This is a genomic window from Chryseobacterium polytrichastri, from assembly GCF_900142445.1.
Classification (GTDB): domain Bacteria; phylum Bacteroidota; class Bacteroidia; order Flavobacteriales; family Weeksellaceae; genus Chryseobacterium; species Chryseobacterium polytrichastri.
The window spans coordinates 1-20918 of sequence record NZ_FRAV01000039.1 but is presented as its reverse complement, the minus strand read 5'-3'; the positions used below and the strand labels follow the sequence as shown (position 1 = coordinate 20918).

General features: G+C 35.0%; 16 protein-coding genes, 4 tRNA genes and 1 rRNA gene. 18 read left to right on the top strand and 3 right to left on the bottom strand.

The genetic code is table 11. The features are described from left to right. The first annotated feature begins 297 nt into the window (after positions 1 to 297). The 9 genes from kduI (at position 298) to BUB80_RS19105 (ending at position 11441) form a co-directional block, all read left to right on the top strand. Positions 298 to 1134, top strand: coding sequence for a 5-dehydro-4-deoxy-D-glucuronate isomerase (gene kduI / locus BUB80_RS19145; RefSeq protein ID WP_073296463.1), 837 nt, complete (start codon positions 298 to 300; stop codon positions 1132 to 1134). Between the two features lie 8 nt (positions 1135 to 1142). Beyond that, positions 1143 to 1925 carry a gluconate 5-dehydrogenase gene (locus BUB80_RS19140; RefSeq protein WP_073296460.1) on the top strand — a complete coding sequence of 261 codons (783 nt, stop codon included), beginning with the start codon at positions 1143 to 1145 and terminating at the stop codon, positions 1923 to 1925. A gap of 18 nt (positions 1926 to 1943) precedes the next feature. After that, on the top strand, positions 1944 to 3341 hold the full coding sequence (gene uxaC / locus BUB80_RS19135) for a glucuronate isomerase (RefSeq protein ID WP_073296457.1): 1398 nt from the start codon (positions 1944 to 1946) through the stop codon (positions 3339 to 3341). A 459-nt stretch (positions 3342 to 3800) separates the two neighbouring features. Further along, complete coding sequence (locus BUB80_RS19130) at positions 3801 to 4808, top strand: sugar kinase (protein WP_073296454.1); 1008 nt, start codon at positions 3801 to 3803, stop codon at positions 4806 to 4808. 2 nt (positions 4809 to 4810) lie between these two features. Further along, on the top strand, positions 4811 to 5479 hold the full coding sequence (locus tag BUB80_RS19125) for a bifunctional 4-hydroxy-2-oxoglutarate aldolase/2-dehydro-3-deoxy-phosphogluconate aldolase (protein ID WP_073296452.1): 669 nt from the start codon (positions 4811 to 4813) through the stop codon (positions 5477 to 5479). Positions 5480 to 5801: 322 nt separating this feature from the next. Then, complete coding sequence (locus BUB80_RS19120; protein WP_073296449.1) at positions 5802 to 7331, top strand: MFS transporter; 1530 nt, start codon at positions 5802 to 5804, stop codon at positions 7329 to 7331. 169 nt (positions 7332 to 7500) lie between these two features. After that, complete coding sequence (locus BUB80_RS19115) at positions 7501 to 8964, top strand: tagaturonate reductase (RefSeq protein ID WP_073296446.1); 1464 nt, start codon at positions 7501 to 7503, stop codon at positions 8962 to 8964. A gap of 6 nt (positions 8965 to 8970) precedes the next feature. Next, positions 8971 to 10584 carry a UxaA family hydrolase gene (locus BUB80_RS19110; protein WP_073296443.1) on the top strand — a complete coding sequence of 538 codons (1614 nt, stop codon included), beginning with the start codon at positions 8971 to 8973 and terminating at the stop codon, positions 10582 to 10584. An 86-nt stretch (positions 10585 to 10670) separates the two neighbouring features. Then, entirely contained in the window at positions 10671 to 11441 is a 771-nt protein-coding gene (locus BUB80_RS19105; protein WP_073296440.1) for a hypothetical protein, read from the top strand. 305 nt (positions 11442 to 11746) lie between these two features. On the opposite strand, the gene BUB80_RS19100 is transcribed toward BUB80_RS19105, so the two are convergent. Both BUB80_RS19100 and xylE read right to left on the bottom strand, forming a co-directional pair. Beyond that, complete coding sequence (locus tag BUB80_RS19100) at positions 11747 to 12775, bottom strand: LacI family DNA-binding transcriptional regulator (protein WP_073296437.1); 1029 nt, start codon at positions 12773 to 12775, stop codon at positions 11747 to 11749. A 338-nt stretch (positions 12776 to 13113) separates the two neighbouring features. Continuing rightward, on the bottom strand, positions 13114 to 14535 hold the full coding sequence (gene xylE, locus BUB80_RS19095; protein ID WP_073296434.1) for a D-xylose transporter XylE: 1422 nt from the start codon (positions 14533 to 14535) through the stop codon (positions 13114 to 13116). A 407-nt stretch (positions 14536 to 14942) separates the two neighbouring features. Between xylE and BUB80_RS19090 the strand changes: the two genes are divergently transcribed. The 8 genes from BUB80_RS19090 (at position 14943) to BUB80_RS19060 (ending at position 18546) form a co-directional block, all read left to right on the top strand. Next, positions 14943 to 15656: a DUF434 domain-containing protein gene (locus BUB80_RS19090; protein ID WP_073296431.1), complete on the top strand. Its 714-nt coding sequence runs from the start codon at positions 14943 to 14945 to the stop codon at positions 15654 to 15656. 90 nt (positions 15657 to 15746) lie between these two features. Beyond that, the gene (locus BUB80_RS19085) at positions 15747 to 17111 is read left to right on the top strand and encodes an SDR family oxidoreductase (protein ID WP_073296428.1); all 1365 of its coding nucleotides are present in this window, start codon (positions 15747 to 15749) and stop codon (positions 17109 to 17111) included. Positions 17112 to 17118: 7 nt separating this feature from the next. Further along, positions 17119 to 17190 (top strand) — tRNA-Gly (locus BUB80_RS19080). Positions 17191 to 17193: 3 nt separating this feature from the next. After that, positions 17194 to 17267: transfer RNA gene (locus BUB80_RS19075), tRNA-Gly, on the top strand. 7 nt (positions 17268 to 17274) lie between these two features. Further along, positions 17275 to 17344, top strand: a tRNA-OTHER gene (locus BUB80_RS23700). 6 nt (positions 17345 to 17350) lie between these two features. After that, positions 17351 to 17420 (top strand) — tRNA-Val (locus tag BUB80_RS23695). Between the two features lie 14 nt (positions 17421 to 17434). Beyond that, positions 17435 to 17764, top strand: coding sequence for a hypothetical protein (locus BUB80_RS19065; protein WP_073296423.1), 330 nt, complete (start codon positions 17435 to 17437; stop codon positions 17762 to 17764). Then, positions 17761 to 18546 carry a TatD family hydrolase gene (locus BUB80_RS19060; RefSeq protein WP_073296420.1) on the top strand — a complete coding sequence of 262 codons (786 nt, stop codon included), beginning with the start codon at positions 17761 to 17763 and terminating at the stop codon, positions 18544 to 18546. The genes BUB80_RS19065 and BUB80_RS19060 overlap by 4 nt, the downstream gene beginning before the upstream one ends. A gap of 57 nt (positions 18547 to 18603) precedes the next feature. Here the strand turns inward: BUB80_RS19060 and deoD are convergent, their stop codons facing one another. Beyond that, on the bottom strand, positions 18604 to 19314 hold the full coding sequence (gene deoD / locus BUB80_RS19055) for a purine-nucleoside phosphorylase (RefSeq protein WP_073296417.1): 711 nt from the start codon (positions 19312 to 19314) through the stop codon (positions 18604 to 18606). Positions 19315 to 20551: 1237 nt separating this feature from the next. On the opposite strand from deoD, the gene BUB80_RS19050 reads away from it, so the two are divergent. Next, positions 20552 to 20918 (top strand): 16S ribosomal RNA (locus tag BUB80_RS19050); the annotation flags it as partial.

Here is a 20918-nt window from a genome sequence, read left to right as displayed (position 1 = left end):
AGTGTTTTGTTTTGGCATGATTTTATTTAAAATCAAGACTTTGGATTCACTTTTGGTTAAAAAATTGCTAGAAAATATCATTAAAACTTCTCTATTTATTTTTGTTTTTTAAAATTATTGATCTGTTTATCAGTGTTTTAAAAATTAAAATTAATTTTTTGTTAACTAATTAAAGAATAATTATATATTTATCCCAACAGTAATTCTATCATATTTTAGTGTAATTAATGCAATCGATTACGCAAAGTTGAAAAGGTTTGAGAAAACCACAAAATAAAAGTATAAAAATCAAGTAGTATGACACAGTCAGAATTTCGTTACGCCCATCATCCTGAAGATGCAAAAAAGTATACCACTGAAGATCTTAGGAGGGAGTTTCTAATCAATGATTTATTTAATGAAGATAAGATAAAACTAGTCTATTCTATGTACGACAGGCTGATTGTAGGAGGTATTATGCCTTCAACACAAGCTTTGAAACTGGAACCAACAGATGATTTGAAAGCCGAACATTTCCTTGACAGGAGAGAGTTAGGAATCATCAACGTTGGCGGTGCAGGAAAAGTAACGGTAGATGGTAAAGTATATGAGCTTGGAAATAAAGAAGCTTTATATATTGGTAAAGGAGCAAAAGAAGTAATTTTTGAAAAGGCGGATCATGAACAACCGTATTTTTATATCAATTCAGCTCCGGCGCATCATACTTATCCAACAAAGAAGATCACGAAGAACGAAGCCGAAATTGTAGAACTGGGCGAAGAGAAATACGCCAACAAGCGTACGATCAACAAACTGATTGTAAATTCTGTTCTTGAAACTTGTCAATTACAAATGGGAATGACGGAACTTCACCCAGGAAGTGTTTGGAATACCATGCCTTCCCATACCCACACCAGAAGAATGGAAGCCTATTTCTATTTTGATTTGGAAGAAGGTCAGACAATCAGTCATTTCTTGGGACAGCCTCAGGAAACGCGTCATATTTTTATGCAAAACCGTGAAGCTGTGTTGTCTCCGGAATGGTCTATTCACTCAGGAGTCGGAACTTCTAATTATACTTTTATCTGGGGTATGGCCGGAGAAAATATGGACTACGGCGATATGGACGGTATCAAAACTAACGAACTAAAGTAATTTTTCTGATGAATTTATTTGATTTATCCGGTAAAGTAGCCGTTGTAACCGGCGGTACTCACGGATTAGGAATGGCAATGGCCGAAGGGCTTGCCGCTGCAGGTGCTGAACTGGCTATTACAAGTACAACGCCATCAAAATTAGTGGCTGCTTTAGACTATTATCGTGGAAAAGGATATAGTGCAACGGGGTATTTGTTTGATGTAACGGACGAATTGGAAGCCGCTCAGAAAGTAGCTTTAATGGAAGCTACCCATGGAAAAATAGACATCCTTGTCAACAATGCAGGAATCATCAAACGTGTTCCCGCAATTGAAATGGAGGTCGAAGACTTTAGAAAAGTAATTGATGTGGATCTTACAGGACCTTTTATCATGTCGAAATTAATCGGAAAATACATGATCAAAAGAAAATCCGGAAAGATCATCAACATCTGCTCAATGATGAGTGAGTTGGGTCGTGATAATGTGGTGGCTTATGCTTCTGCAAAAGGCGGTCTGAAAATGCTTACCAAAAATCTGGCGACAGAATGGGCAAAATATAATATTCAGGTAAACGGAATCGGTCCCGGATATTTTGCGACTTCTCAGACAGAACCAATCAGAGTAGATGGACATCCTTTCAACGATTTTATCATTAACAGAACTCCGGAAGGAAGATGGGGAAATCCGGAAGATCTTGCAGGAACAGCTATTTTCTTGGCTTCCGACGCAAGCAGATTTATCAACGGACAAATTATTTACGTTGATGGCGGAATTTTGGCAACCATCGGGAAACCTGCTAATGAGTAACAACAGAATTAGATTAGAATGAAACCTTTTATTACAGATAACTTTTTATTACAAAATAAATACGCTGAAGAATTATACTTCAAGTATGCAGAAAAACAACCGATCATTGATTATCATAATCATTTGATTCCTAAGGATATTGCAGAAGATACCGTTTTCGAAAATATCTCAAAGGTTTGGATTGCAGGCGACCATTACAAATGGAGAGCGATGCGTACGCTGGGAGTGAACGAAAAATTCATCACCGGAGATTCTTCAGATAAAGAAAAATTTGAGGCTTGGGCTAAAACAGTTCCTTATACATTGAGAAACCCTTTGTATCATTGGACGCATTTAGAATTAAAAAGATATTTCGGAATCGATGAATTACTAAATGCAGACAATGCATCTGAAATTTACGAAAACATCACCGCTCAGCTTCAGACGCCTGAAAAATCGACAAGAGGATTGTTAAAAATGATGAATGTAGAATCTCTGTGTACAACGGAAGATCCTACAGATATTTTAAATTATCACCAGGATTTAGCGAAAAGTGATTTTGACATTAAAGTAAGTACCGCTTTCCGTCCTGACAAAGCAATTTTAATTGAAAACCACAACTTCGCAGATTACATTTCAAAACTAGGCGAATCTGCCGGAATTGAAATTAATTCTTATCAGACTTTGTGTGATGCTTTAATTAAAAGAATTGAATATTTCCACGAAAATGGATGCAGATTGTGCGACCACGGATTAAATAATATTTCTTTTGAAGAAGCGACTGATGCAGAAGTAAGCACAATTTTCAAGGATAAATTATTAGGAAAAGTGATTGCTGAAAAGCAGGTGAATCAATTCAAAACAGCGATTTTATTATTCTTAGGCGAAGCTTATCACAAATTTGGTTGGGTTCAGCAATTCCATTTGGGAGCGTTGAGAAATAATAATGAAAGAATGCACAGAATTCTAGGTCCGGATACGGGTTGGGATTCTATCGGTGACTTCGTTCAGGCTGAAACTTTGTCTAAATTATTAAATACCTTAGACGGAAAAGATAAATTAACAAAGACCATTTTATATAATTTAAATCCTGCCGACAACGAGATTTTCGCGACAATGATCGGAAATTTCAATGACGGGAGTATTAAAGGAAAAGTGCAGTTTGGCTCAGGATGGTGGTTTTTAGATCAGAAAGACGGAATGATCAAGCAGATGAATGCCCTTTCCAATATGGGATTAATCAGCTGTTTCGTGGGAATGTTAACAGATTCCAGAAGTTTCCTTTCTTTCCCTAGACACGAATACTTCAGAAGAGTGTTGTGTAATCTTTTTGGTCAAGAAATGGAAAATGGCGAATTACCTGATGATCTCGAACTGATTGGTAAAACAATTTCAGATATTTGTTATCATAATGCTAAAAATTATTTTGATTTTTAAATTTCAAATGCTATAAATTTTCTCGAAGATTTAGCTGATTACGCAGATTTTTTTAAACATAATCATCTGCAAGATTTGCGAAATCTGCGAGAGATAAAAAAATTAAACCATTAAGATAAATATAGAAGTTAAGAATCATTAAGAAGATAAATCGAAGATTTTAAACTAATTAAAAAATTAAACCACAAAAGGTACAAAAGCTATTTTTTAATCATTTAAAGTTCAGCTATAAAAAAAAATAAAGCTTACAAAAGAATAAAAATCAAAGATTTTTTACTTATGTGTTCTTGTTTATACTTTATGATGAACTTAAATAGCTCAAGTGTTAATCTTTTGTAACTTTTGTGGTCAAAATAAAAAGTTTGAACAAGTTCTATTTGATCTAAACTTCAAAATTACTAAAGTGTTAAAAAACTTTTGGATCTTTTGTGGTTAAATAATGACCGGTAATTAAAAAAAATGAGCAACAAAATAGTCACATTCGGAGAAGTCATCATGCGACTTTCACCTCCCGGAAACAGAACCATGAAGCAAAGCCACGAAATGGAATTTTTTTTCGGTGGAACAGAGTTGAATGTAGCATCTTCATTGGCAACAATGGGGTGTGACGTGAGGCATGTCAGTAGTATTTCTGATGATTTTGTAGGTGAATCAGCAGTTTCTTTCATAAAAAGTTTGGGAATTGATACGACTTTCATCAACAAAAATGAACATCCTTTAGGATTGTACTTTTTGGAAGTAGGTTCATCAGTTCGTGCCAGCAGAATTGCGTACAACAGATTGAACGGTTCTTTTGCAAATATTAAATCTGAAGAAATCGACTGGGAAAAAGTATTCGAAGGTTGTAGATATTTTCACTGGACAGGCATTAGTCCGGGGATTTCCGAATCAGCGTATGAAACGTTGAAAGAAGGTTTGAGAACCGCTCGTGAACTGGGAATTGAAGTTACAACCGATCCCGCTTACCGATCCAACCTTTGGAAATATGGTAAAAACGGAAACGAGGTATTGAAAGAATTGGTTTCTTACTCAACAATTTTCATCGGTGGAGTGAATGAAATCAATGAAATTCTTGGAACTCAATTTTCATCAGATAAAGAAGGTTTCATGGAAGCCTGTAAAGAATTAAAACAACAAATTCCTTCTATTCATAAGATTTTCGACAAGATAAGAATTGGCGTTACGGCAAGTTCTCAGCAAACGCAGGGACGAGCTTTGGTGGATGATCATTATTTTGAAACTGAAGTATTGGAAGTCAATCCTGTGGTCGACAGAATCGGGACAGGTGATGCTTTTGCAGCAGGTTTGATATATGGTTTAATTAATTTCGATGATGAAAAAGCATTGAAATTCGCCAACGCGGCTTGCGCGATAAAACACACCATTTTGGGTGACATTAATTACAGCAGCGCAGAAGATATTTTGGAAGTCATGAACGGAAATTCAGGAGGAAGAATAAAAAGATAATTATGGCAAGATTTACGCGTATAGAAGTTGCATTAAAAGTGAAAGAAACGGGTATTGTTCCTGTATTTTATCACGCCGATGCAGAGATTGGCAAGAGAATTTTAAAAGCTTGCTACGACGGCGGTGCCCGTGTTTTTGAATTTACTAACAGAGGAGATTTTGCGCACGAAGTTTTCGTGGAATTGGTAAAATATTCAGCGAAAGAACTTCCTGAAATGATCTTGGGAATAGGTTCTGTAGTTGATGCCGGAACAGCGTCTTTATATATTCAAAACGGAACCAATTTCATTGTTGCCCCTTCATTAAATCCTGATGTAGCAAAAGTTTGTAACAGAAGAAAAATCTCATGGATGCCGGGCTGCGGATCGGTTTCTGAAATTTCTTACGCAGAAGAATTAGGCGCTGAAATTGTCAAGATCTTCCCTGCTACACAAGTTGGCGGACCGGAATTCATTAAAGCGGTAAAAGGCCCGATGCCATGGTCAAACATAATGCCTACAGGCGGAGTATTACCCACCAAAGAAAATATTTCACAATGGATTTCTGCAGGAGCATACTGCGTAGGCTTAGGTTCCCAGTTATTTGTGAAAAATGAAAATGGGGAGTATGATTACGAAAAAATTACAGAAACGGTCGCAAACTCAATTCAGATTATTAAAGAATTAAGGTAATTGTTTTTAACTAAAGATAAATGTAAATGCAAAGTTTTAATAGCTATTCATTATTTTAAGAAGGCAAAGAGTAGCGGAAAAAGTCACTGATTACACTGATTTTAATACGTCCGCTTCATAAAAATCAATTGATTGATTTCACCTTTGCTCACTCAAAAATAAGAATAAAGAGAATAAACCTTTGCGTTAAAAAACAACTAGAAATTAATTAAAAACAATTCTTAATAATATATTTTTCTTTGCTAAAATAGCTTAGAATAGGGGATTTACACCCCAAATTATTTTCAAAATCAAGAAAAAATCAATACGCTTAAAGATTGATATGAAAAAAGAAATATCCTCGAAACCGAGTAAATTTAGATGGACGATATGCTTCTTGCTGTTCATTGCCACGACCATCAATTATATGGATCGGCAGGTTTTGTCCCTTACGTGGAAAGATTTCATTGCACCGGAATTTCACTGGAATAATAATGATTACGGAAATATCACCGCATTATTTTCTATTTTCTATGCGATAAGTATGCTTTTCGCAGGGAAATTTGTGGATTGGATGGATACGAAAAAAGGGTTCCTTTGGGCAATCGCAATTTGGTCTGTAGGAGCGGTTTTACATGCTTTTTGTGGAATTGCTACAGCAGGAGTTCTTACCGGAAACTGGATGGTTGGTTTCCATGAATCTAAGGCGTTGATTGGTAAAGTTGATAATGTTTCAATGGTTATCAGTACGAGTGTAACATTGTTCATTTTCGCCCGTTTTGTATTGGCAGTAGGGGAAGCAGGGAATTTTCCGGCCGCAATTAAAACAACAGCAGAGTATTTCCCTAAAAAAGACAGAGCGCTGGCTACCAGTATTTTTAATGCAGGAGCAACGGTGGGCGCTTTGGCGGCACCGCTTACGATTCCTTTTATTGCAAAATCAATGGGATGGGAATGGGCATTTATTATCATCGGAGCATTAGGATTTGTTTGGATGGGACTTTGGGTATTTTATTACAAAAAACCTCATGAGCATCATAAAGTCAATGAACATGAATTAACCTATATTCAACAAGATCAGGATGATATTCCTAATACAGATTCTAGCATTCCTGAGAAAAAATTCACTTTCAAAGAATGTTTTAGCTACAGACAAACTTGGGCTTTTGCTTTCGGAAAATTTATGACAGACGGGATTTGGTGGTTCTTTTTATTCTGGACGCCGGCTTATTTAAGCTCAGTCTATAAAATGGATTCTACGCAAAGTGCATTGCCATTATTCGTTCTTTACATGATCACTTTATTATCGATCATTGGCGGATGGCTTCCAAAATATTTTGTGGAAAAAAAAGGAATGAACGCTTATACAGGAAGAATGAAAGCCATGTTGATTTTTGCATTTTTCCCTTTGTTAGCATTATTTGCACAACCTTTAGGCTCAATTACGTATTGGCTTCCGGTTATCATCATCGGAATTGCAGGAGCAGCGCATCAGGCTTGGTCGGCGAATATTTTCTCGACTGTTGGCGATATGTTTCCTAAAAAAGCCATTGCAACCATCACAGGAATTGGTGGAATGGCGGGCGGAATTGGTTCTTTTATCATTAATAAATCTTCGGGAGTATTATTCGATCATGCTCATAAAGCATGGACAACAGTGGGCGGAACGCCTTTATTGGAAAAATATCCACAATATATCAATGAACGTTTGCCGGAAGGATTTTTTGAACAATTGGAAAAATCAGGAGCCGTGATTTCAGACGGAATTGATAAAGGATACATGATTATTTTTTCAGCCTGTGCGGTGGCGTATCTAATTGCATGGAGTGTCATGAAAGCATTGGTTCCAAAATATAAAGTGATAAGTAAATAATTATATCTATCTAAACCTTCAGGGTTTGATTAAACAAAAAATAGATTCAAAGATTTTATACCGGTCTTAGCTGAGTGAAACGCCTTTGCGAACTTAAAAACAGTTAGTAGTCAAAAAATATTTGCGCCCCTTTGCGTTAAAAACAAACAAAATCATCGAGTTAAAAAAGATGGAAAATCAGATTAAACAAAAATTAAATCGTGAATTAAACGGTTCTCAGGAAAAGCTTCCCATAAAAATTGTACAGTTTGGAGGGGGAAATTTCATGAGAGGATTCACAGATTATGTGATTGATAAATTAAATAAAGAAGCAGGATTTAATGCAGGAATTGTAAACGTTCAGCCTACAGCAGGCGGTTCGGTTCACAAATTGGAAGAGCAGGATAATTTATACACGCTTTTTTCAAGAGGAATTAAAAAAGGAGAGATCATTGATACAAAACAGGTGATCTCGGCGATTCAAAAATCGATTAATCCTTATACAAATTACGATGAATTCTTAGCATTGGCAAAAGAAGAGGAATTAGAATTTATCTTCTCCAACACTACAGAAACAGGAATTGCTTATGATCAATCTGAGAATGATTACACAGGTCCTCACAAAAATTTCCCTGCGAAACTAACGGTTTTATTACACGAAAGATTCCAACATTTCAACGGAGCAAAAGACAAAGGATTAAGAATTATTCCTTGTGAATTGATTGAAGACAATGCTTTTGCTTTAAAGAAAATCATCTTACAATATGCACAACTTTGGAATTTAGAAGATGGTTTTGCGCAATGGATTGAACAATGTAATTGTTTCCACAATACATTGGTTGACAGGATTGTTCCGGGGTATCCAAAAGATGATGTAGAATCGTATGAAGAGCTATTGGATTACGAAGATCAGATGATGGTGGTTTCCGAAACGTTCTTGCTTTTTGTCATTCAGGATGTGGCCAATTTAAAAGAGAGAATTCCTTTTGGTCAAATCAACGAACAGATTTTGGTGGTTGATGATATCCAGCCATATCGTTTAAGAAAAGTGAGAATTTTAAATGGTGGTCATACATTAATGTTGGCTCCCGCAATTTTATCAGGGAAAGAAACGGTAAAAGAATCTGTTGATGATCAATTTTTAGGTAAATTTTTAAATGAAACGATTTTTAATGAAGTAAATCCTACATTAGGATTAGATGAAAATGAATTGAAAGATTTTGCTGAAGAAGTTTTCGATAGGTTTAGAAATCCTTTTATTAAGCATTATCAGGCAAGCATCGCGTTGTATTTTGTTTCTAAATTTAAAGTGAGAATTCTTCCGAGTTTGTTGGGGTATGTTGAAATCGACAAAAAATTACCGTTGAATTTAACCTTCTCTTTGGCAAGCTTAATCAGATTCTATCAGGGAAGTTTTGGGGAGAAAACATTACCATTGAATGACGAAGAATCAGTCATCAACAGATTCAAAGAGATTTGGAAAAATGAAGATTACAAGAAAGTAGCAGAATTGGCGTTAAGCGAAACGACTTTCTGGGATACTGATCTTACTGAAATCTATGGTTTAAGATCTGCAGTGGCAAAAGCATTGTGGGAAATTGATCATCACGATATGGAAACGGCTTATCATAACTTTATCCAATTTTATTCTTAAAAAATGATGCAAAAGAAAGTACTGAAAGTAAATCCCAAAGATAATGTAGCAGTGGCATTGGTAGATCTGAAGCAAGGGGAAACTGTTACTTTAGGTGATCTTAGTTATGATCTTATAAAGGATACGAAGGCGAAACATAAATTTGTAACCGAAGATCTTTCCACTGGTGATTCTATCATCATGTACGGAGTTTTGGTGGGAAAAGCGAATCAAGTCATCCAAAAAGGAGAGGTGATCACCACTGAAAACGTTAAGCATCAAAGTGCAAAAGTAGAGGGCAAAACTGAAACGACTTCATGGGCTGCCCCAAACGTTGACAAATGGAAAGATAAAACCTTCATGGGCTACTACCGTGAAGACGGACAGGTTGGAACAGAAAACGTTTGGTTGTTTTTTCCATTGGTTTTTTGTGAAAACAGAAATGTGGAGATTTTAAAAGATGTCTTTGAAAAGGAATTGTTGTTCGAAAAAGCAACCAAACATCAATTATTATTAAGATCATTAATCAATAATTCTGAAACAGAAAGTTTTGTTGAAGAAGATCATGATTCTCGGGTTTTTAAAAATATTGACGTAAAATTTATCACGCACCAAGGCGGTTGTGGCGGAATTCGTCAGGATGCGGAAGCATTGGGAAGGTTATTGGCTGGATATGTTAATAATCCGAATGTAGCCGGAGCAACAGTGTTGAGCTTGGGTTGTCAGAATTTACAGGTTCAGATTTTTACAGATGCTTTAGAAAAGATCAGTCCAAACAATAAAAAATCAATCATCGTTTACGAACAGCAAAAGTCTGGAACGGTGGATGAAATGCTGAATGGAATCATTAAAGATTCTTATGAATCCATCAAGCAAGCGAATGAAATCGAAAGAAAGGCGGCACCAATTTCTAAGTTAGTTTTAGGGTTGGAATGTGGAGGCTCAGACGGATTTTCTGGTATTTCTGCCAATCCGGTATTGGGACAATTATCAGATTTAATGGCAGGAATCGGAGGTTCAACTATTCTTTCTGAATTCCCTGAATTATGTGGAGTAGAGCAGGAGCTGGTAAACCGTTGTGTGAATGAAAACGATGCCGAAAGATTCTTACAATTAATGAAAGACTTTGAAGATTCAGTCGTTGCTGCAGGATCTGGTTTTGATATGAATCCGTCGCCGGGGAATATTAAAGATGGATTAATAACCGATGCCATGAAATCTGCAGGAGCGGCTAAAAAAGGCGGTTCGTCGCCGATAAATGATGTACTGGATTTTACAGAATATATCAAAGAACCGGGCCTAAATTTACTGTGTACTCCAGGAAATGACGTGGAATGTACAACGGCTTTAGTGGGCTCAGGTTCAAACGTAGTTCTATTTACGACAGGTTTGGGGACACCGACAGGAAATCCTGTTGTTCCCGTAGTAAAAATATCTTCTAATACTTCTTTGTCAGAGAGAATGCCAGACATCATCGATTTCAATACAGGAGATGTAATTACTGGTGAAAAGACAATTGACGAAAAAGCAGAAGAACTGCTAGAGTTTATCATTAAAGTAGCTAGCGGAGAGGTAAAAACCAAAGCAGCTATTTTAAATCAGAACGATTTTATCCCTTGGAGAAGGGGAGTTTCTTTATAGATATAGTTTATAATTATTAGGATTAAAAATGCTCCTTACGTTTGTGGGAGGCATTTTCTTTTGGTTAGAAAACCGTGTATATTTGAATGCTATTTTTAAAAAAATTAGAATCTTCTTTAATAATGAAAATCAAGCTATTATACATCATTCCAGTTTTTACAATATTTTATGGTTGCAATTTCATAAAAACGGAATGGCGAATTGATGAATTATATATGCAAAAAATTGAAGGCTCGTCAAAAGTTATTTATAATTTCAGTGCTTGGGGAGGTCTTGATTCAAATCCACGTGGATTTATTATTTTAGATTCTTTAGAAACTTTTCAGGTAGATGTAGAAAACATTCTTCCAATCTATCAATTATCTGATATTCCAACTAAATCGAATATTGATGGAATAACACATGATTGTTATGGAACTTGTGGAGATCCATATTACAATAGTGTTCCAATTTTCAAACCTATGGATTTGAAAAAATCAAAAATCGAAGATATAGAATTAACAAGTCGTATTTATCAATACAAAGGTTATTCAGAGCATGATAAAGGTTTAGAAAGATATGCTTTTGAAAAATTTAAAGAAACTACTGACAGTTTATTTTTTTATAATTTGGATGATGTGGAAAGTATGAATGGAATACATCTTGATGAATTGAAAATAAAAAAAGGAGAAATTTATATCCAACTTAATGAAAAAAAAGAGATTAAAAAGATCATTGCTGATGATGTAGTGATCAATTCAAAAACAAAATCAATTGAACAGATTAGACACATTTTTCTGACTCCAAAAAATAAGATTATTAATAGCGAAATATCAGAAAGAGGAATATTTAGAGAAGTGAAAATTCTTAATAAATAGATTTAATAAGGGCTAAAAATTCATTTAGCCAAAACATATGTAATAAAAACTTGGCTTAGATTCTTTCAGAATTACAAACTACACGGTGAATTGTTAATAACGACATCGGAAGCTGAAGCGTTAAGAAAATTAATTCTGAGAACGTTAAGAAAATTCTACTGTTTGAAGTGCGAGACAGATGTTAAATCAAAAGATAAACATTGAATTCGCACAAGTTTTAGAATTTTTAGAGAACAGAAATAATTTTTAGCATTCAGATTTCAAGTCTTGAATTTTTGTTTCTTTTGTTTCAAGACAAAAGAAATTTATTTCCTTTTCGAAGACTTCCTAATATAAAGCTGCGGTGCCAGCACTACTTTTTTCTCAATAGAAACCCCGGAACCATTCTCTTTGATACTTTCAATAAATACCTGTCCGGCCATTTTTCCCATGATAACAGGAGTTTGATCTACAGAACTCATTGGGAGTTCCATAAATTGAGTAAACGGTTCGTTAGAGAAACCGATAACAGCTACTTCCTGAGGTATTTTTATTTTACGTTTTTTTAATTCCTGGCAAGCGCCCAACGCTGCAAAGTCACTTGATGAAAAAATAGCATCAGGGATCGATTTTTTATCCCAAAGTTTTTTAACGGCTTCAATTCCTTCATCAATTGAACTTCCCGTTACAATAATATTATCCTCTTTTACTTGAAAGTTATAATCGATTAATGCTTGTTTATAACCGTTAAGACGATTTTGATAAATTTCAAGATTAAGATCTCCTGCAAAATGGCAAATGTTTTTGTATCCTTCTTGAATAAGATGCTCGGTTGCAATATATCCTCCTTTGTAATCATCAATTACTACGGTACTAATTCCCGGAATATCTTTCTTTCTATCGAAAAAAATAATCGGAGTATTGGTGGTATCTAAAATACTTTGGATATGTTCGGTATCAATAGTTGTTTTTGAAACCGACATGAAAATTCCATCTACCTGAGCATTTAACAACGTATTAAGATGTCTTTTTTCAATCATAACATCTTCATGACTCTGGCAGATAATAACGTGATAGCCGTGCGGAGAAAGTTCTTCTTCAATTCCACGGATAACGGAGGAGAAGAAGTTGGTATTTACAAAAGGAACAATAATTCCTACGTTTTTTGTTTCACCGCTTTTAAGAGCTTTCGCAAGATTATTCTGCTTATAGTTCATTTCTTTAGCAGTTTTCTTTACCAAATCTTTTGTTGCCTGGCTGATTCTCGGATGATCATTAAGTGCTCTGGAAACAGTAGCCACACTTACATTAATTTTCTTTGAAATATCATATATCGTGGCCCCTTTCTTATTCATAAATGTTTTTTCTAGCTTGTTTTTGTATATCAAATGGATATACGTTATTGACGTAAATTTAATCAAAATATGACTACTAAAAAGGAAATAATGTGTATTTTATATCAGTTTATGCAGGATTACATTTAAATGATGAATGAAATCTGTTTAACCATTTCGTTCTCTTTGTTTTAAGGTTGAATTTCACTTTAAATAAAAGTTGATATTCACTTAAAATCAGACTTATTTATGGTGTAAATTGATGTTTAAAGATGAATTTAAATGAGTGGAAGTATATTTCATTTAACCAAAAAGGACACCGAAATCGATGCCCTCAATTAACTAACTGTATGAAATTTTTATTTTCCCCATATCTTTTCTATTTCTTCTAAGGATTTACCTTTCGTTTCAGGAACCATTTTCCAAACAAAAATTAATGATAAGACACTCATCACTCCATAAAATCCGTAAGTAAAAGCACCACTGAATTCCATCATAAACGGATAAGTTGAGGAGATTAAATAATTGGCTGCCCATTGTGCGGCAACAGCAATGGCAATGGCGCTTCCTCGTATTTTATTAGGGAAAATCTCTGAAATAAGAACCCAACAAATGGGTCCCCAAGACATCATGAAAGAAGCGGTATACATAATAATAAAGACCAAAGTGGCAATCCTGATAATATGATAATAGGAGAAAATAGCAATGGCAAACATTCCGATGGCCATTCCTAATGAACCCACGATGAGAAGAGGTTTTCTTCCCCATTTATCAACCGTGAAAATAGCGACAATGGTAAAAACGACATTTACTAATCCCATCACAACAGTTTGAAGCATCGACGCATCTTTGTGAACGCCCATACTTTCAAAAATTCTGGGAGCATAATATAATGCGACGTTAATCCCTACAAATTGTTGGAAAACAGAAAGTAAAATCCCAATAACAATAACCGTTTTTCCAAATGCAAAAATTTCACTTTTATGTTCTGCAATCGTACCTTTTATTTCTGTGAAAATTTCTTTTCCACGAGCTTCACCGTTTATTTTAGATAGTATTTTCAATGCTTCATCGTCCTTTTTCATTAGAGTTAAATAACGTGGGGTTTCAGGAACAAAGAATAATAAAATTCCAAACAGAGCGGCGGGAATGGTTAATGATAAAAACATATATCGCCATCCGATTTGGTTGATCCATTCTAGACTTTTTCCGTCGGCAATTCCCCAATTCACAAAATAGACCACCAGCATTCCAAAAATAATGGCAAACTGATTGAGAGAAACCAATTTTCCTCGCACTTCAGCAGGAGCAATTTCCCCAATATACATTGGACAAACGGCTGAAGCCAAACCAACTCCGATTCCACCAATAATTCTGTAAAAATTAAAAGCGAGTAAAACTCCCATTGAATGTTCACCTTGCTTAAAGAATAAAAACTCAGGATACGCTGCGCCCAACGCACTTATGAAAAATAAAAATGCCGCCAGCATCAATGATCTTTTTCTTCCCAGTTTTGTCGAAAAATATCCTGAGACAGCACCTCCGATGATGCAGCCAATTAAAGCACTTGAAATAGTTGCTCCGTGAGCCAATGAACTTAATCCTAATGGAATGATTAAATATTCTTGAATCGATTTTTCTGCTCCAGAGATCACTGCGGTATCATAACCAAACAGTAGACCGCCTAGTGTAGCCACTAAGGTAAGCATGGTCACATAAACCATATTGATTTGTGCCTTTGTTCCTGAAGAATATTTCGGACCGTTATCTATTATCTGCATAGGTTGTATTCGTTTTAATTTTTTAATTTCAAAAAGCGCAATCGATTGCATTTTCAAGAGTAATACTTGATTATTAAATAAGCTTACGTTATCATTTTTTAAATATTATTCAATTATAATAATTGTAAGGCTTTAAATGTAATAATTTTAGACAATAGATGATATATTTTTGTGAATAATTAAATTTTGATGATAAGTATTTTGTTATTTGTTTAGGTAACACGATTTTATATTCTATTTTTTTATTGCTGTTTTAAGATTAGTCAAATATTCAGTGCTTTATTATGAAAATATGCACTCCCAAAAACTGGAGTTTGTTATTAAATTTTATCAATCAACTGTATTGAATAAAAGAGATGATCATATATTTAAGGCTAAATATTCTCCCAAATAATATATTTTTGAATATGAATAACAGGAATCGTGGGAAAAATACAGGTGATGACATTCTGTTTGGTCCTGACAAGCAAATTGATAAACTGAGGCTTGCCGTTCAGGATATACACTATTTATTGAGTAGAGGATATGCTGAAAGAGCGAGCTCTGAGCTGGTAGGAAATAGATATAAACTAAAGACCCGACAAATTCAGGCGATTCGCGCTGCGTCTGCTTCAGAAATTCAGATTGAAATTAGAAAATCAAAACAGATTGAAATATCAGATTTAAAAGATAGAACAATCTATTTGGATGGTTTTAATATTTTGATTTTGTTGGAAAGTTTACTTTCAGAAGCGTACATTTTTCAAGGAATTGATGGTTGTTACCGTGACCTTTCCGGTGTTCACGGTACGTATAAAAGAGTCAACCAAACACAAAGATCAATAGAATTGGTCTCTCAGTTTTTCCAAGAAGCCAACCTTCAGAAATTGATTTGGATTTTTGATAAACCCGTTTCCAATAGCGGAAGGATCAAACAAATCATTCTTGAATTTGCCGTGGAAACTCAGCTCAATTGGGAAGTTGAATTAGAATTTAATCCGGATAAATTTTTAGCAGAAAATGCAGAAATTACAGCGTCCTCAGATGCTTGGATCTTAGATTATTGCACAAAATGGTTTAACCTGATTGATTATTTAATTCAGCAAGAAAAGCTTTCTGTGAATTTGATTAGGATGGCTTAAAATAAATTAATAAAATTTTATAAATATTTTATTACTACGTAAAAAGATTGCGTATAAGACTGATACTTTTGTCATCATAAAATTAAAACAATGGATTTTTCTAATCAAAAATTTTCAGAAAAAGAATGGGAAGCATGTATGAAGGTATTGAATGCCTTGAAAGATGAACCTTTTCAGAACCCTGATAATAAAACCTTTTCAGGATTGATTACAAAAATTCATAAAAATGCTAAAAAGCAAAACCGTCAGGAAAGTTATTTCCAGATGAAAACTCAGGATTTGGAAATCAATTCAGAATCCGTACTGCTGAAAAAAGCTTTAGCCGGAGTTTCTGCTTTTTATGATGATCAAAAAGATGAAACAAAACTTACGAAGCTTCAGATTCCTAAAAACTGTTACTGTTGTAATCAGAGTTATGTATATGCGCATTCTTTTTACACAAGATTGTGCCCTAACTGTGCAGAACAGAATTATGAAAAACGCTTTGAATCAGTAGATTTGACAGGGCGAAATGTTATTCTTACAGGAGGAAGGGTAAAAGTAGGTTTAGCCATAGCTTTAAAAATATTGAGAAACGGTGCTAATTTGGTATTGACCACCCGTTTTCCTGCACTTGCTTTGGAGCAATTGCAGCGGGAAGAAGATTATAATGATTGGAAAGATAAGCTTTGGGTCTACGGATTAGATCTTAGAAATTTAAAGGCAATTCAGGAATTCATCAATTTTTATAAAGCAAATTTTGAAACCCTTGATATTCTCATCAATAATGCAGCACAAACTATCAAATATCCCGATGAATATTACCTTCCAATTGTAAAACGTGAAAATAAAATGCTGGTTGAGTTTAAAGATATACAGAATTTAATTTCCAATCAAACGCAAATTTCAAATGAGATCGGGAAATTAGAATATGCTCAAAATGAAGAAACAACTGTTGCTTTGACCCGCTTCGGGCAACCTGTTGATAACCGAGATAAAACCAGTTGGAATTCTACTTTGGAAGAAGTTTCAATGTATGAATTGGTAGAAGTTAACCTCATTAATCATATTGCTCCTTATTTTTTAATTAAAGAATTAAAACCATTAATGAGAAACTCTTTATTCAAAGAAAAATTTATTATTAATGTGACTTCTTCCGAAGGTATCTTTAGTTATGAAAATAAAACTATTTTCCATCCACATACGAATATGACGAAAGCCGCCTTAAATATGATGACACTCACTTCTGCAAAAGAATTTGAAAAAGATGAGATTTATATGAGTGCTGTAGATGTTGGCTGGATTTCTACAGGAGCAAAGGAAAGTTTAAGAAAGAAACAATTTGAGCAGGGATATATTCCTCCACTGGATTCTGTGGATGGAGCTGCTAGAATTTTGCAGCCTATTATAGAAGGTATTAAAGGAAATTATTTTAGTGGAGTTTTGTTGAAAAATTATAAAATTCATACTTGGTAAAATAAGAGAAACGTTAGCTCAATGGAAGAGCCCTGACCATCCAAGTCAGATGTTACGGGTTCGAGTCCCGTACGTTTCGCAGGAGTACATAGTTGATAATTGGAAAAATACTGCCCTTCCAAGGCAAAGTTGCAGGTTTGAGTCCTGCTGTACTCCCAAAATGGAGATAATAGTAGTAATGGAAAAATACGTTTTGCTAAGACGAGTTGCAAGTTCGAATCCTGCTTATCTCCCAAATGGAAGCAATAGTTTAAATGGAAAAATGCCTCGAACACAGAGGAGTTGCGAGTTCAAATCTTGCTTGCTTCCCTTTTTAAGACGCGATGAAAAATCTTTACAATAAAGGAACTTTCCGATCTTATGAATATGGCAAAATTCCACCATATTTAAAAAAGTATGGGAATAAGAAATGGAGAAGAACAGAAAAGTCTGCCGTTCAAGATCAATTGATTGAAGAAGTGAAATTTTGGAAAACCAGAAAACAAAAACAAAAAATGATCTGGGTGAAAATTACAAAAGAGATTAATGGAACAAAATATTCTAATTTTAGAAAATATGGGAAAGAAAAATCATTCAAAAGCGCCATTACAAGCCCTCATGTCATAAGATACTTTACTATATATAATGAACAAAATAATAACAAAAACAAATGAACACATTTATAGATATTGGTATTAATCTTACCAATAAACAATTTAACAACGAACACGAAGAAATCATCAACAGAGCGCTGGACAATGGAGTAGAGCAAATGATCCTCACGGGAACAAGCATTTGTGGAAGTAAAGAATCTGCTGAGATCGCGGAAGAATATCCTGAAATTTTATTTTCAACTGCAGGAATCCATCCTCATGATGCTAAATCTTTTAACAATGAAAGTATCAATGAACTTCAAAAATTATTAAAGCAAGACCATGTCATCTCCGTCGGAGAATGCGGATTAGATTTTGACCGTGATTTTTCACCAAGAGCCATTCAGGAAAAATGTTATCGAGCTCAATTAGAATTAGCTGTTGAGGTTAATAAACCCCTTTTTCTTCATGAAAGGTCGGCCTTTAAAAGATTTAATGAAATTACAGACGAATATCTTTCCAAGTTACCCGAAGCGGTTGTTCATTGTTTTACAGGAACGTTGGGTGAAGCGAAAGTGTATTTGGATAAAGGATTTTACTTAGGATTTACGGGAGCGATTAGTGATGATAAGAGGTTTAAACATTTAGAAGACGTCATAAAGTATGTGCCTTTAGATAGGATGATGATTGAAACAGATGCCCCTTTCATGCTTCCGAAAAATAGGTCAAGAACACAAAACCGCCGAAACGAACCATCCTTTCTGCCGTACGTTGCACAAACAATAGCACATCTAAAGAAAATAAGCATTTCCGAAGTGGCTGATGAAACTACAGAAGTCGCCAGAAAATTTTTCAGCATATAAAAAAGAGCTCTACAGATTCATGTAAAGCTCTTTTTGTTTTATAAGGTTGCTTTTTGTTTAGATGCTTTTCCAAGCAGCTTCCAATGCCAGTTCGATCATTGGCTTCAAAGCAGTTTCTCTTTGATCAGCCGAAATCTTTTCGTGAGTAGGAATAATATCAGTTACCGTAAGAATCGTCGCTGCATTTTTTCCTAAATGTCTTGCGTTGGCATACAATCCAAATGCTTCCATTTCCACTGCCGGGCAGTTATATTTTGTAGCAATTGCAGGAACAGCCTGATCTTTTCTGTAGAAAATATCACTACTGTGAACATTGATTGCTTTTGTTTTTAAAGACAATTCCTCTGCAGTAGCATTAATCGTGTCAAAAATACTTCCTTCATAAGAAAGAATTTCCTCTTCAATTTCCCATGCATATTTAGCATATGTACTTTCACTTGCTGCATTTTCAACATTTAAAATATCAAAAGTTTTCAAGTCTGTAGTATAAGCGCCGCAAGTTCCAATTCTGATGATCGTCTCCACTTCATATTCTGTGTATAGTTCAAAAGAATAAATTCCAATACTTGGAAATCCCATTCCACTTGCTCCCACAGTAATTTCTTTACCTTTATAAAGACCGGTATAATAAAAAATACCTCTTGTTTTACTTACTAATTTTGCGTTTTCTAAAAAGTTTTCTGCAATATACTGTGCACGAAGCGGATCTCCCGGCTGCAATACAACTTTAGCAATTTCTCCTTTTTTTGCACTAATGTGAATACTCATAATTTTATTTTGAATGATGCAAAGATAATAACTTTTTGATTGTCATTGCGAGGAACGGAGTTGAGCCTATATAAGTAAAGCAATCTCAAAAACAGAACCTCTTTCATACTTTCCAACTCTCAAACCTTCCTTTTCTCCAGTTTATTTTTTCAGGAGCTCAATCCAGCTCTCCGCTGTATCTTTTTTGTTACGGCCTGCGCTTCGCTCCGGCCGCAACAAAAAAGGATGCCGCTTCTATCTGGGCTAGGGTGTTTGTCGTACTTTTCAATAGTCCACATCACCACAAAGTTTACCATCCTGTAAGGATCTCAATAACGCAATTCAAAAAGTGTAGAGATTCTTCACTCTACTGAGTTTCCTCTAAACCTAACAGGTTTCGAAAACCTGTTAGGTTTGCCTTAGCACTTAGAAAGATTATATTTCAACATTTTATCCATCCACTAATACCTGTCTCAATCTTTGCAATATCCATGCACCCACAATCATCTGTGTAAATCTGTGTCATTTGTGGGAAACAAAAAAATCCTTTCTTAAAATATAACCTCTCATACTTCAAACCCAAACCTCATAGGTTTCAAAAACCTATGAGGTTTTGACATACCTTATATATAATAGGAACCCTTTTCAAAAACATTTTAAGCAATACAAAGCAGTCTTATAATATATTTAAAACTACAATTCACCAATGTGGATAACTACTTTATGTTATATAAAGTAAATAAAATCAATTATTTAGCGCACTTACTTCTCCACAAAAGCTTAATTATCTCCACTTTATATTCATAAAGTTTGGATTGGTAGGTAAAGTTGGAGTACTTTTGCCCCACTGAAAAACGATATTGATTCGGTAGCGCAGAGGAGCTTTTAGATAAGCATATAACAATAAAGAAGACTACAACGAATCAAAAAAATAACTTTAAATTTTTAGAAATAAAAGTTGTTAAAGTTAAAAAGATTTGTATCTTTGCAGTCCGGTAAAACGGGAGCAGAGGAGTAGAATACAGAGGGTTTTGAAGATGAGATTAGGGTTACTTAAAAGACTTTAAATTAAGTTAGAAAACGCTTTGTTAATTAGAAATAAAGTTTTACTTTTGCACACGCAAATCTATACTGAAAACGACAGAAAATTAGGTATAGTAAAAAGCGAGAGATATAAGAAGATCATTGACATACAATATAACAACCAAGTAAGGAAAAGACTAGAACGTTAATAACTTTGAGTGAGTCAGACAAACATACAATGGAGAGTTTGATCCTGGCTCAGGATGAACGCTAGCGGGAGGCCTAACACATGCAAGCCGAGCGGTATTGTTTCTTCGGAAATGAGAGAGCGGCGTACGGGTGCGGAACACGTGTGCAACCTGCCTTTATCTGGGGGATAGCCTTTCGAAAGGAAGATTAATACCCCATAATATATTGATTGGCATCAATTAATATTGAAAACTCCGGTGGATAGAGATGGGCACGCGCAAGATTAGATAGTTGGTGAGGTAACGGCTCACCAAGTCCATGATCTTTAGGGGGCCTGAGAGGGTGATCCCCCACACTGGTACTGAGACACGGACCAGACTCCTACGGGAGGCAGCAGTGAGGAATATTGGACA